10 protein-coding genes are annotated in these 13,244 nt (G+C 69.9%); 2 read left to right on the plus strand and 8 right to left on the minus strand.

Features of this window, described 5'->3' with window-relative positions:
* Positions 1–46: 46 nt before the first annotated feature.
* Together AB0C27_RS36690 and AB0C27_RS36695 are read left to right on the plus strand one after the other, a co-directional pair.
* Positions 47–1,249: a sensor histidine kinase gene (locus AB0C27_RS36690; RefSeq protein WP_357853951.1), complete on the plus strand. Its 1,203-nt coding sequence runs from the start codon at positions 47–49 to the stop codon at positions 1,247–1,249.
* Positions 1,246–1,929: a response regulator transcription factor gene (locus tag AB0C27_RS36695; RefSeq protein ID WP_106250117.1), complete on the plus strand. Its 684-nt coding sequence runs from the start codon at positions 1,246–1,248 to the stop codon at positions 1,927–1,929. Before AB0C27_RS36690 ends, AB0C27_RS36695 begins: the two co-directional genes overlap by 4 nt.
* Positions 1,930–2,039: 110 nt before the next feature.
* Here AB0C27_RS36695 and AB0C27_RS36700 read toward each other — a convergent pair whose 3' ends face one another.
* From AB0C27_RS36700 to metH, 8 genes are all read right to left on the minus strand, one after another.
* Positions 2,040–3,101, minus strand: a complete 1,062-nt coding sequence (locus AB0C27_RS36700; protein ID WP_357853954.1) for a dipeptide ABC transporter ATP-binding protein — start codon at positions 3,099–3,101, stop codon at positions 2,040–2,042.
* Complete coding sequence (locus tag AB0C27_RS36705) at positions 3,062–4,087, minus strand: ABC transporter ATP-binding protein (protein WP_357853957.1); 1,026 nt, start codon at positions 4,085–4,087, stop codon at positions 3,062–3,064. The genes AB0C27_RS36700 and AB0C27_RS36705 overlap by 40 nt, the downstream gene beginning before the upstream one ends.
* Complete coding sequence (locus AB0C27_RS36710) at positions 4,084–5,097, minus strand: ABC transporter permease (RefSeq protein ID WP_357853960.1); 1,014 nt, start codon at positions 5,095–5,097, stop codon at positions 4,084–4,086. The genes AB0C27_RS36705 and AB0C27_RS36710 overlap by 4 nt, the downstream gene beginning before the upstream one ends.
* Positions 5,098–5,184: 87 nt before the next feature.
* Positions 5,185–6,948 (minus strand): ABC transporter substrate-binding protein, encoded by a 1,764-nt coding sequence (locus tag AB0C27_RS36715; protein ID WP_357853963.1) that lies wholly within the window; start codon positions 6,946–6,948, stop codon positions 5,185–5,187.
* 42 nt (positions 6,949–6,990) lie between these two features.
* Complete coding sequence (locus AB0C27_RS36720) at positions 6,991–7,983, minus strand: ABC transporter permease (protein ID WP_357853966.1); 993 nt, start codon at positions 7,981–7,983, stop codon at positions 6,991–6,993.
* Between the two features lie 231 nt (positions 7,984–8,214).
* The gene (locus tag AB0C27_RS36725; protein ID WP_357853969.1) at positions 8,215–8,733 is read right to left on the minus strand and encodes a cellulose synthase; all 519 of its coding nucleotides are present in this window, start codon (positions 8,731–8,733) and stop codon (positions 8,215–8,217) included.
* 96 nt (positions 8,734–8,829) lie between these two features.
* Complete coding sequence (locus AB0C27_RS36730) at positions 8,830–9,474, minus strand: HAD family phosphatase (protein ID WP_357853971.1); 645 nt, start codon at positions 9,472–9,474, stop codon at positions 8,830–8,832.
* Between the two features lie 85 nt (positions 9,475–9,559).
* Positions 9,560–13,024 (minus strand): methionine synthase, encoded by a 3,465-nt coding sequence (gene metH, locus AB0C27_RS36735; protein WP_357853974.1) that lies wholly within the window; start codon positions 13,022–13,024, stop codon positions 9,560–9,562.
* Between the last annotated feature and the right edge of the window lie 220 nt (positions 13,025–13,244).

Below are 13,244 nucleotides of genomic sequence, written 5' to 3' on the forward strand. Positions count from 1 at the left end.
CCGTGGGAGGAGGTTCCGGGCTTTCACCTGGTCTTACAGTGAAGCGGTGCGCATAGATCGGAGCAGGCTCCACGACACGGTTCTCGCCGGGGTGGTGGCCGCGGCCTCCGTGGCGCAGTTCGTGCTCTACGGGCCCGCCCGGCTCCAGGCCGAGGGGCTGCCGGCCGACGGCGTGCGCGCGCCCGACCCGTTCGGCACACTGCTGGTGGTGCTGGCGTGCGCGCCGGTGGCCGTGCGCCGCCGCTGGCCGCTGGCGGCGCTGTGCGCGGGGCTGGTGCCGGAGGCGCTGCTCGACCTGACCGGTTACGGCACGGGCGTGTCCGCGCTGTCCGGCATGGTGCTGCTCTATTCTGTGGCCTCCCACCGGGGGCTGGCGGTGGCGCTGGGCGCGCTGCTGCTGGCGGTGACGACCTACGCGGTCGGGGCGGTGGCGGGCCCGATCAGAGTGTCCGGGCCGAACGAGCACGTGGTCTTCGCGGTGGTCCTGGTGGCGGTGTGGGGAGCGGGCCGCAGCCTGCGGCTGCGGCGGGCGTACCTGGAGGAGCTGAAGGACCGGGCGGCCAGGCTGGAGCGGGCGCACGCGGCCGACACCAGGGCGGCGCGGGCCGAGGAGCGCTCGCGAATCGCCCGCGAGCTGCACGACGTGGTGGCCCACCACGTCAGCGTGATGACCGTGCAGGCCGCGGCGGCCCGGCGGGTGCTGGCCGCCGACCCCGACCTGGCCCGTGAGGCGCTGTCGGCGATCGAGCACACGGGCCGGCTGGCGATGACGGAGATGCGCAACATCGTGGGCGTGCTGCGCACGGACGCGCGCGCGGAGCTGGGCCCGCAGCCGGGCGTGCGGGATCTGCCGTCGCTGGTGGAGCAGATGCGGGAGGCGGGGCTGCCCACGTCGCTGCGGGTGGAGGGCGAGCCGATGCCGCTGCCCGCCGGGGTGGACCTGGCCGCCTACCGGCTGGTCCAGGAGGGGCTGACCAACAGCCTGCGGCACGCGGGGGCGGGGGTGAAGGCGGTGGTGACCGTACGCCACGATCCGGGCGAGCTGGACGTCGAGGTACGGGACGACGGCAACGGCGGCGACCCCAAGGGCGGCAGCAGCAAGGACAGAGACATGTCGCTGCCGTCAGGGCATGGTTTGGTGGGCATTCGCGAGCGTGTTGCCCTCTATGGTGGAATCCTCAGCATCGGTCCGCTACCGGGGGGCGGTTTCGAGGTGCGGGCGAGGTTCCCCTTGAAGGACGGACAATGACGATCAGAGTGCTGCTGGTGGACGACCAGCCGCTGCTGCGCACCGGCTTCCGCCTGATCCTCGAGGCCGAGCCCGACATCACGGTGGTGGGGCAGGCGGGCGACGGCAAGGACGCTCAGGAGCAGACCAGGGCGCTCCTGCCCGACGTGGTGCTGATGGACATCCGGATGCCCGGGGTCGACGGCATCGAGGCGACCCGCCGGATCGTGCGGGAGGCGGCGCCGGCGGCGCACGTGCCGAAGGTGCTGGTGCTGACCACGTTCGACCTGGACGAGTACATCGTGGAGGCGCTGCGCTCGGGCGCGTCGGGGTTCCTGCTGAAGGACGTGCCGCCGGACGAGCTGGTGCAGGCCATCCGGGTGGTGGCGGCGGGTGACGCGATCGTGGCGCCGAGCGTGACCCGGCGGCTGCTGGACCGGTTCGCGGCGCGGCTGCCGTCGGCGTACGAGCAGGCCGCTCCCGCGCGGCTCGACAGGCTGACGGAGCGGGAGCTGGAGGTGCTGCGGCTGATCGCCAAGGGCATGTCCAACGCGGAGATCGCGGCCAAGCTCGTGGTGAGCGAGACGACGGTGAAGACGCACGTGGGCAACGTGCTGACCAAGCTGGGGCTGCGGGACCGCGTGCAGGCGGTGGTGCTGGCGTACGAGACGGGGCTGATCACCCCCGGCGCCATCTCCTGATCACGCCGGACGACGCCATCTCCTGATCACGCCCGCGAGCCCCGCTCGCGCACGCCCGCGCGCGGGCCCCACCACCGAGGGGGTGGGGCCGCGGCGTGAGACGTGGCGGGTCAGCCGGCCTTGGCCGGGGCCTCGGGGGCCGCCGGCTCGGTGACGTTCTCCGGGAAGTGGCAGGCCACCTGGTGGCCGCTGGCCAGCTCCGCCAGCGGCGGCTCGACCGTCCTGCAGACCTCCTGCGCCTTCCAGCAGCGGGTGTGGAAGCGGCAGGCGGGCGGCGGGTTGAGCGGGCTGGGCACGTCGCCGGTCAGCCGGATGCGCTCGCGGTCCTTGCGCACCTTCGGGTCGGGCACGGGCACGGCCGACAGCAGCGCGTTGGTGTAGGGGTGCATGGGCGCGGTGTAAAGCTGCTTGCGGTCGGCGACCTCGACGATCTTGCCGAGGTACATGACCGCGACCCGGTCGCTGATGTGCCGCACCACCGACAGGTCGTGGGCGATCACGACGTAGGTCAGGTCCAGTTCGTTCTGCAGGTCTTCGAGCAGGTTGACGACCTGGGCCTGGATCGACACGTCGAGCGCGGAGACCGGCTCGTCGGCGATGATCAGCTTGGGCTTGAGCGCGAGGGTGCGGGCGATGCCGATGCGCTGCCGCTGCCCGCCGGAGAACTCGTGCGGGTAGCGGTTGTAGTGCTCGGGGTTGAGCCCGACCATCTCCAGGATGTCCTGGACGGCCTTCTTGACACCGTGCTCGGTCTTGACGCCCTGGATGCGGAAGGGCGCGCCGACGATGGCGCCCACCGTGTGGCGGGGGTTGAGCGACGAGTAGGGGTCCTGGAAGATCATCTGCATGTCGCGCCGGAGCGGCCGGAGCCGGCCCTGGCTCATGTGCGTGATGTCCTGGCCCTCGAAGACGACCTTGCCGGCCGTGGGTTCGAGCAGCCTGGTGACCAGCCGTCCCGTGGTGGACTTGCCGCAGCCCGACTCGCCCACCAGGCCGAGCGTCTCGCCCTTGAACACCTCGAAGCTGATCCCGTCGACGGCCTTGACGGCGCCGACCTGCCTTTTGAGCAGGCCCTTGGTCACCGGGAAGTGCTTCTCCATGTTCTGCACGGACAGAAGCGGCTCATTCTCGCTCACTGGATCTCCAGCACTGGCTTGATCTCGTTCTCCCATAGGCCTTGCCGCTCGCTCCTGCTCATGTGGCAGCGCACCAGGTGGCCTCCCTCGGTCTCGGCGAGGGCGGGCACCTCGGTGAGGGCCTTGCCGCCCGTGTGCTCGGCGTACGGGCAGCGGGGGTGGAAGGCGCAGCCGGGCGGCACGTTGATCAGGGACGGCGGTGAGCCCTTGATCGGCAGCAGCCGTTCGGTGGGCTCGCGGTCGAGGCGGGGCATGGAGCCCAGCAACCCCCAGGTGTAGGGGTGCTCCGGCCGGTAGAAGATGTCGTCGGCGGTGCCGTATTCGACGCACTTGCCGCCGTACATGACGAGGATGTCGTCGGACAGCTCGGCCACCACGCCGAGGTCGTGGGTGATGACGATCAGCGCGGAGTTGAACTCGCGCTGCAGGTCGCGCATGAGATCGAGGATCTGGGCCTGCACGGTCACGTCGAGGGCGGTGGTCGGCTCGTCGGCGATGAGCAGCTCGGGGTCGCAGGAGAGCGCCATGGCGATCATGGCGCGCTGGCGCATGCCGCCGGAGAACTCGTGCGGGTAGCTGTCGACCCGGCCGGCGGGCTCGGGGATGCCGACGCGGCCGAGCATGTCGATGGCGTGTTTGCGGGCCACCTGCTTGGAGACGTCGTTGTGGATCCGGTAGGCCTCCATGATCTGGTGGCCGACCGTGTAGTAGGGGTGCATCGACGACAGCGGATCCTGGAAGATCATCGCCATCTTCTTGCCGCGCAGCCGGCGGACGTGCTCGGCGCTGGCGCCGTTGAGCTCCTCGCCGTCGAGCCAGATCTCGCCGCTGATCCTGGCGCGGCCGCCCTTGTGCAGGCCCAGCACGCCGAGGCTGGTCACGCTCTTGCCGGAGCCCGACTCGCCCACGATGCCGAGGGTCTTGCCGCGTTCGACGGCGAACGACAGCCCGTCGACGGACTTGACGAGACCATCGTCCGTCGGGAAGTGGATCTTCAGATCCTTGACGTCAAGAAAGCTCACGACAACCTCACCCTCGGGTCGACCACCGCGTACAGGAGGTCGACGATCAGGCTCGCGACGACCACGAAGCCGGCGGCCACCAGCACCACGCCCATCACCTGGGGCAGGTCCTGGTTCCTGATGGCCAGGATGGCGAACTGGCCGAGCCCGGGCAGAGTATAGGTGGTCTCGGTGAGGACGGCGCCGCCGATGAGCAGGCCGAAGTCGATGCCGAACAGGGTCAGGATGGGGGTGAGCGCGGCGCGCAGGCCGTGCTTGACCACGACCCGGCCCTCCCGCAGGCCCTTGGCCCTGGCGGTGCGGATGTAGTCCTCGCCCATCGTCTCCAGCATCCCGGCGCGGGTCAGGCGCGCGTATCCGGCGGCGAACAGGAACGCCAGCGTGATCCACGGCAGCAGCAGGTTGAACGCCCATTGCGCCGGGTTGACGGTGAAGTCGGTCCACGCGCCGCCCGGTGGTGTCCAGCCGAGGCCGTAGCTGAAGACGACCAGCGAGATCATGCCGGTGAAGAAGATCGGCAGTGACACGCCCGCGAGCGCCGTGCCCATGGACAGGCGGTCGAAGAAGCTGCCTCTGCGCAGCGCGGAGAGCACGCCCACGCTGACGCCGGCCAGCACCCAGATGATCGCCGCCCCGACGGCCAGGGAGAAGGTCACCGGCAGGCGGTCGACCAGGTCGGGCCAGACGGGTTGCCCGCTGATGAAGGAGTAGCCGAAGCAGGGTGCGGGGCACTGCTCGACGCCCGCGCCGTAGTCGTACTCGGCGCCGGTGAACAGGCCCTTGACGAACCTGCCGTACTGGACGACCACCGGGTCGTTGAAGCCGAGCCGCTCGGCCACCAGGTGGACCGTCTCCGGTGTGGCCGCCCGGCCGACGTAACGCGACGCGAGGGCCTCGGGTGTCGCCCCGGCCCATTGCGGCACGACGAAGAAGATGCCGAACGTGACCATGCTGATCACTATCAGCATGGCGAACGCGCCGATAAGACGCCTGATGATGTATGTGACCACCGCTACCGGCCGAGTGGCCCGCCCGCAGTGGCGGGCGGGCCACTCCTGCCTTCACCTGCCTTCGCTAGATCCCCGAACCTCGCCTGGTCACTCGACGCCGAGCAAGACGTAGTCGTACATGCTCTGGCCCTCGTTGTAGGCGACGTTGGTCACGCGCTTGCCGCGCATGAGCAGCGACTTGGCCCACACGACCGGAAGGATGGAGGCGTCCTCCATGACCTTCTTGTCGACATCGACCCACAGCTTGGCGCGGGCCGTCTCGTCAAGCTCGGACGAAGCCTGGTCGATCAGCTTGTCGACCTCGGGGTTCTTGACACTGAGGTTGTAGTTGCCGGCCTTGCGGATGGTCCGGCTGTCGACGATGGCCTGCATGAAGCCGTATCCGTCGGGCCAGTCGGAGCCCCAGCCGTGGCCGGCCAGGCCGATGCCGTTCTTCTTGACGTAGTCGGTGTTACCCGCGTAATCGGAGAAGTAGCTGGAGCCGGGGAAGCCCTTGAGCTCGACCTTGATGTTGACCTTGGCCAGGGCCTGCTGCATCGCCTCGGCCAGCGCCTTCTCGCGCGGCCGGTCGGAGCGGAAGGCCATGGTGGTGGAGAAGCCGTTGGGCTGGCCGCAGGCGGTCAGCGCCTGCTTGGCCTTCTCGACGTCACCCTTGTTCTCGGGAGTGGCGTACAGGTCGAACTTCTCCTGGCCGACGATGGGCGGCGGCATGACGTTGGTGGCGATGTCGCCGCCGGCCAGCGGGCCTCCGTAGGCGGTCTGGTTGGCGACGCGGTCGGCCGCCCACATCACGGCCTTGCGGCACTCGACGTTGTCAAGCGGCGGGTTGTCCGGGATGACCGAGACGTACCAGAGCCTGGGGATCGTCGGGTTGTCCGTGCGGGCCTTCAGCGCCGGGTCCGGCAGGACCTTGCCCAGGGCGGCCGGCTGCAGGCCGGTGCCGGGGATGTCGAGGTCGATGTCGCCGGAGATGAGCTGATTGTCCAGGTCGTCGGCGTTGACGTTGAGCTGGACCTCGATCCGGTCCGGCAGCGCCGGGCGGTTGGGGTCGGTCGCCGGGTCCCACTGGTCGTTGCGGACGAGCGTGAAGCGCTTGCCGATCTCGTTCGTCTCGAACTTGTACGGGCCCGAGGAGAGGACCTTCTCCTTGTACTTCGCGCCCGTGTCCTTGTCCTTCGGCACCGGCGCCGTCATCGGCATCTGCACGATGTAGTCCATGGACGCGAACGGCTTCTTCAGGTGGAAGACGACCGTGCTGTCGTCGGTCGCCTCGACGGCCGACTTGTAGTCCGCGTCGGCGGACTTGTAGACGCCCTTGAAGTCCTTCGGCCAGTCGAGCAGCTCGTTGAGGTAGGAGGGGCCGTGCGGGAAGGTCTCCTTGTCGTACGACCTGGCCACCGCGTACGCGACGTCCTTGGCCGTGATGGGAGTGCCGTCCTCGTACTTCAGGCCGCTCTTGAGCTTGTACGTCCAGGTCTTGCCGTCGTCGCTCGGCGTGCCGAGGCCTTCGGCCAGGTCGGGGATGACGGTGTTGCCCTCGGGGCCGGGGCCCGGCTTGTACATCGTCAGCGTCCGCCAGTAGAAGCGGCCGAAGTTGAACGAGTAGCCGTAGTAGGTGTCGCCGGGGTCGAGGCTGTCCCAGTCGGCCGAGTGGGCGGCCTTGAGCGTGCCGCCCTTCTTCGTCGACGGGTTGAACACCTGCGTCAGGCCGGCGTTGAACGCGGGTTGCGCGCCGCCGCCGGCGGCCGTCTGGGCGGGCTGCTGGGACGTACCGCCACCGCCGCCACAGGCGGAGAGCACCAGGGCGAGAACCGCTGTCGCGGCTCCTGCCAGTGCGTGTTTCCTTCTCATTGACTAACCCCTTGATTAGTGAGGTGGGGGATTGAGCGAAGTTCAGCGTGCACGCGGGTCGAAGGCGTCCCTCAGCCCGTCGCCGAACACGTTGAAGGCCAGGACGGTGATGAAGATCGCCAGACCCGGGAAGAGCACGAAGTGGGGCAGCGTGTAGAAGCGGACCGCCTCGGAGAGCATCCCTCCCCAGGTCGGGGTGGGTGGGTTGATGCCGACGCCCAGGAACGAGAGCGCCGCCTCGAACAGGATATTCGTCGGAATGAGCAACGTGGCATAGACCAGGATCGGCGCCAGCAGGTTGGGCAGCACCTCGCGGAAGAGGATGTAGCCGTGGCGGGCGCCCAGGCTCTTGGCCGCGTCGACGAATTCGCGTTCGCGCAGCGACAGGGTCTGGCCGCGGACGATGCGGCCGATGCTGGGCCAGCTGAAGAAGCCGATGATGAAGATCAGCATCGCGATGCGCAGGCCGTTGCCCTCGAGGCCGAAGCCCTTGTCGGGGATGACGCCCGCGAGCGCGATGGCGAAGACCAGCAGCGGGAAGGCCAGGAAGACGTCCATGAGGCGGCCGATGACCTGGTCGACCCAGCCGCCGAAGTAGCCGGCGACGACGCCGAGGGTGGTGCCGATGACCACCGAGAGCAGCGTGGCCAGGAAGCCGATCAGCAGCGAGATCCACGCGCCCGCGACGATCCGGCTGAAGATGTCGCGGCCGTTGACCGGCTCGACGCCGAGCAGGTATTCGCTGCTCATCCCCCCGAAGTTGCCCTTGGGCAGGAGCGTGCTCTGGTCGATGGCGTCCTGGTGGAACTCCAGTGGCGGGTGCCCGAACGCGGCGATGATGGGCCCGGAGAAGATCGCCACCAGGATGAGCAGCACGACGATGAGGCCGCCCCCGAGGGCGACCTTGTCGCGGCGTAGCCGCATCCAGGCGATCCGGGTGAGCGAGCGGCCCTGGATGGCCTTGCCCGCTCCCGCGAGCACCGACTCCGGATGCGCTTCTGCGGCGGAACCGGAAACGTCTAGCGGTGCGGTCATGCCGAATTGCCCCCTGCTGCCCAGACGACGCTCTCTATCGCGTACTGACTGACTTTAGACCGCGAGTCGCGACCTCAGGAGGCAGAATCTATGGCCTGAGCTGCGCTGACTAGTCCCTCAGGGCGCTATGTGGCCGATCTGTGATTGACGCGAAACTCATTCGTATCGATCTTGATGTGAATGTCTACGGCCCGTCCCGGTTACGTCTCGGAACTGTGACATAGCACGAACTCAGCTGATACCGCGGCGTTTGAGGAGTTCTTCGATGTCGGAGAAGTCGTCGTCGGCCTTGGCAGCGGCCTTGCGCGGCGCTGGCTTGGGCAGCGGCTGCGTCGTCTTCTGCCCCACGGCGGGAGCGGCCTGCGCCGGTCGCACGGCCTGCTCCGTCTCGGGCGTGTCGGCGCCCGTCTTCTTCTTCCTGCCCAGGCCCCTGCCCGCGGACAGCTTGCGGCCGCGCATCACGCCCGACACCACGAACAGCACCACCGACAGGCCCGCCACCGCCACGCCGATCCACACGGTCGGGTTGAACACCAGGCTGGTCACGAAGCCCACCACGGCGCTGCCGACCGTCCAGAGCGTCTGCAGCGCTCCGGTGAGGTAGGCGGCCACGGGCAGCAGCGCCCACGCCGTCGTCCGCATGCCGGCCGCCGCTCCCCTGCGCCTGAAGGCCAGGAAGGCCAGCACCAGCCCTGCGATGGTCACCCCGGCGCACAGTGGCAGCCAGGCGATCGCGTTGAAGGTCTCCATCTCGCCGCCCCTTCGTCGTGGCTCTGGATATCCATCCTGGCACGCGGAGGCCCTTGCGCCTCCTCCGTGAGAACCACTTTCCCCTTAGGGGAACGCTCAAGGAGCCACGAGAGTTCTCAGGTCCGCGACCCTGATCTCGGTCAGGGACGAGACGACCAGCCGTCCCGGCGCCTCCTCGACGGGCAGCAGGCTCGGCACGGCCACCACGGCGCAGCCGGCCGCCGTGGCGGCGGCCACGCCGTTCGGGGAGTCCTCAAGGACCACGCAGCGCACCGGCTCCACGCCGAGCAGCTTCGCGGCCGTCAGGTACGGCTCGGGGTCCGGCTTGGTGCGGGTGACGTCGTCGGCGGTGACGACGGCGTCGAAACGTTCTCTGCCGACGCTCTTGAGCACGGCGTCGGTGATCTCGCCGAGTGAGGAGGTGACCAGGGCCACCGGCACCCGTTCGGCGCGCAGGGCGTCGAGCAGCTCGGAGGCGCCGGGCATGACGGTCACGCCGGCGGTCAGCCGGGCCACCATGCCGGTGACCATCCACTCGCGGACCAGCTCCGGCGCCACCGCGGCCCCCGAGACGGCCAGCATGTAGGCGATCGTGCTCTCCATGGACCCGCCGACCAGGTGGGTCTGGTGCTCGGGCGTCCATCGGCCGCCGAGCCTGGCCATGACGCCGGTCTCGATCTCCAGCCAGACCCGCTCGCTGTCGACCAGCAGCCCGTCCATGTCGAAGAAGACCGCGTCCATCCCTGCCCCCGATCGCCCGTACGTACTCGTCGTGTTCACGCGGAACGGGAGGGGCCGCCGGGGCGGGCCCTCCCGTTCGCGGCGGTCAGACGTTGAAGTATTTCGCCTCGGGGTGGTGGACCACCAGCGCGGACGTCGCCTGCTCGGGGTGGAGCTGGAACTCCTCCGACAGCGTCACCCCGATGCGCTCGGGCGCGAGCAGCTCGAACAGCTGCTTCTGGTCCTCCAGGTTGGGGCAGGCCGGGTAGCCGAAGGAGTAGCGGCAGCCCTGGACGTTGACCTTGAGCATGTCGTCGAGCGACTCGTCGCCGCCGATCCCCCACTCCGAGCGGACCCGGGCGTGCCAGTATTCGGCCAGCGCCTCGGTCAGCTGCACCGACAGGCCGTGCAGCTCCAGGTAGTCGCGGTAGGCGTCCTTGGCGAACAGCTCGGCGGTGGCCTCGGAGATCTTCGACCCCATGGTGGCCACCTGGAAGCCGACGACGTCGACCTCGCCGGTGTCCTTGCCGCGGAAGAAGTCGGACAGGCACAGGTGCCGGTCGCGGCGCTGGCGCGGGAAGGTGAAGCGGGTGCGCTCGCCGCCGTCGTCGTCGAGGATGATCAGCGAGTCGCCGTCGGAGACGCACGGGAAGTAGCCGTAGACGACGGCCGCCTCCAGCAGGCCCTCGGTCTGCATGCGCTCCAGCCACATGCGCAGCCGCGGCCGGCCCTCGGTCTCGACCAGTTCCTCGTAGCCGGGCCCGTCGCCGCCCCTGGTGGGCTTGAGCCCCCACTGGCCGAGGAACAGCGCCCGCTCGTCGAGGAAGGCGGCGTAGTCGGCCAGCGAGATGCCCTTGACGACGCGGTCGCCGTGGAAGGGCGCGCGCGGCAGCGGGTTGTCGGCGGCCACGTCGGAGCGGGCGGGCAGCGCCTCGACGGGGGTGCGGGTGAGCACCGCGCCGGTCTTGACCCGCCGCTCGCGCAGCGGCGGCAGCGTCGCGCCCGCCACGCCGCGCTTGACGGCCATGAACGCGTCCATCAGCCGCAGCCCCTCGAACGCGTCGCGGGCGTAGCGCACCTCGCCCTGGAACACGTCGGCGAGGTCCTGCTCGACGTAGGCGCGGGTCAGGGCGGCGCCGCCGAGCAGCACGGGGTAGCGCTCGGCGAGCTTCCTGGAGTTCATCTCCTCCAGGTTCTCCTTCATGATGACCGTCGACTTCACCAGCAGCCCCGACATGCCGATGACGTCGGCCTTCTGCTCGTCGGCGGCCTCCAGGATGGCCGAGACCGGCTGCTTGATGCCGAGGTTGACGACCTGGTAGCCGTTGTTGGACAGGATGATGTCCACGAGATTCTTGCCGATGTCGTGCACGTCGCCCTTGACGGTGGCCAGCACGATGCGGCCCTTGGTCTCGCCCTCGACCCGGTCCATGTGGGGCTCCAGGTAGGCGACGGCCGTCTTCATCACCTCGGCCGACTGCAACACGAACGGCAGCTGCATCTGCCCGGAGCCGAACAGCTCGCCGACCGTCTTCATGCCGTCGAGCAGCACCTCGTTGATGATCTCCAGGGCGGGCCGCTGGTCGAGCGCGGTGTCGAGGTCGGCCTCCAGGCCCTTCTTCTCGCCGTCGACGATGCGCCGCTTGAGCCGCTCCCACAGCGGCAGCGCGGCCAGCTCCTCGGCCTTGCCCGCGCGCATGACGGCCGCGTCGACGCCCTCGAACAGGTCCATGAACCGCTGCAGCGGGTCGTAGCCCTCTCGGCGGCGGTCGTAGACCATGTCGAGCGCGACCTGGCGCTGCTCGTCGGGGATGCGGGCCATCGGCAGGATCTTGGAGGCGTGCACGATGGCGGAGTCGAGCCCGGCGTTGACGCACTCGTTGAGGAACACCGAGTTGAGCACCATGCGGGCGGCCGGGTTGAGGCCGAAGCTGATGTTGGACAGGCCCAGCGTCGTCTGCACGCCCGGGTAGCGGCGCTTGAGCTCGCGGATGGCCTCGATGGTCTCCAGGCCGTCGCGCCTGGTCTCCTCCTGGCCGGTCGCGATGGGGAAGGTGAGGCAGTCGACGATGATGTCCTCGACGCGCATGCCCCAGTTGCCGGTCAGGTCCTCCACCAGGCGGGTGGCCACGCGCACCTTCCACTCGGCGGTGCGGGCCTGGCCCTCCTCGTCGATGGTCAGGGCGACCACGGCCGAGCCGTGCTCGCGGACGAGCCGCATGATCTTCTGGAAGCGGGAGTCGGGGCCCGCGCCGTCCTCGTAGTTGACGGAGTTGACCGCGGCGCGCCCGCCCAGCATCTCGAGGCCGGCCTGCAGCACGGCGGGCTCGGTCGAGTCGAGCATGATCGGCAGCGTGGAGGCGGTGGCGAAGCGGAAGGCCAGCTCCTTCATGTCGGCGACGCCGTCGCGGCCGACGTAGTCGACGCACAGGTCGAGCATGTGGGCGCCGCCGCGGGCCTGGTCGCGCGCCGTCTCGACGCAGTCGTCCCAGCGGCCTTCCAGCATGGCCTCGCGGAAGGCCTTGGAGCCGTTGGTGTTGCAGCGCTCGCCGATGGCCAGGTAGGAGGTGTCCTGGCGGAACGGGACGCTCTGGTAGAGCGAGGAGGCGCCGGGCTCGGGGTGCGGGCGGCGGCGGGTGACCTCCTTGCCGCGCACCCGCTCGACCACCTGGCGCAGGTGCTCGGGGGTGGTGCCGCAGCAGCCGCCGACCAGGGACAGGCCGTAGTCGCGGGCGAAGGACTGGTGGGCGCCGGCCAGCTCTTCCGCGGTGAGCGGGTAGTAGGCGCCGTCGGCGGTGAGCACGGGCAGGCCGGCGTTGGGCATGCAGGACAGCTTGAGCCGCGAGTGGCGGGCGAGGTAGCGCAGGTGCTCGCTCATCTCGGCCGGGCCCGTCGCGCAGTTGAGGCCGACGACGTCGACGCCGAGCGGCTCGATCGCGGTCAGCGCGGCGCCGATCTCGGAGCCGAGCAGCATCGCGCCGTTGGTCTCGATCGTCACCTGGGCGATGATCGGCACGTCGCGGCCGGCCGCCTCGATGGCCCGCCTGGCGCCCACGACGGCGGCCTTGACCTGGAGCAGGTCCTGGCAGGTCTCGATGATCAGCGCGTCGGCACCGCCCGCGATCAGGCCGGCCGCGTTGTCGCGGTAGGCGTCGCGCAGGCTCGCGTACGGCAGGTGGCCGAGGGTCGGCAGCTTGGTGCCAGGCCCCATGGAGCCGAGCACGAAGCGGGGCTGGTCGGGCGTGGCCCAGTGGTCGGCGGCCTCGCGGGCGATCCTGGCGCCCGCCTCGGAGTATTCGAACACGCGCTCGGGGATGTCGTATTCGCCGAGCGCGGCCAGGTTGGCGCCGAACGTGTTGGTCTCCACGCAGTCGACGCCCACGGCGAAGTAGGCGTCGTGGACGCCGCGCACGATGTCGGGACGGGTGACGTTGAGCACCTCGTTGCAGCCCTCGTGACCGCGGAAGTCGTCGAGCGTGGGGTCCTGGGCCTGCAGCATCGTGCCCATCGCTCCGTCGGCGACGACGACGCGCTGGGACAAGACTTCTCGGAAGGACGGGGAGGCGCTCATGAGGTAGAGCTTATCGGGTGCGTCTCCGGAGCCGCCCGCGAGCGGCCGCTCCCCCGGCCCTGCCGTGCTTCCCACCGTACGCGCTCCCCGGCCCCGCCGGGCCTCCCGCCGTCCGCGCTTCCCCGCCCCTGCCGCACCTTCCGCAGGCCGCCCCCGCTCGGCGGCGGCCTTCCGCCGGGCGCCTGCCGCGCTCGCGCCCGCCTTCCGCCGGACGTACTCC

This window comes from Nonomuraea sp. NPDC048882 (assembly GCF_040649755.1).
Lineage (GTDB): Bacteria > Actinomycetota > Actinomycetes > Streptosporangiales > Streptosporangiaceae > Nonomuraea > Nonomuraea maheshkhaliensis.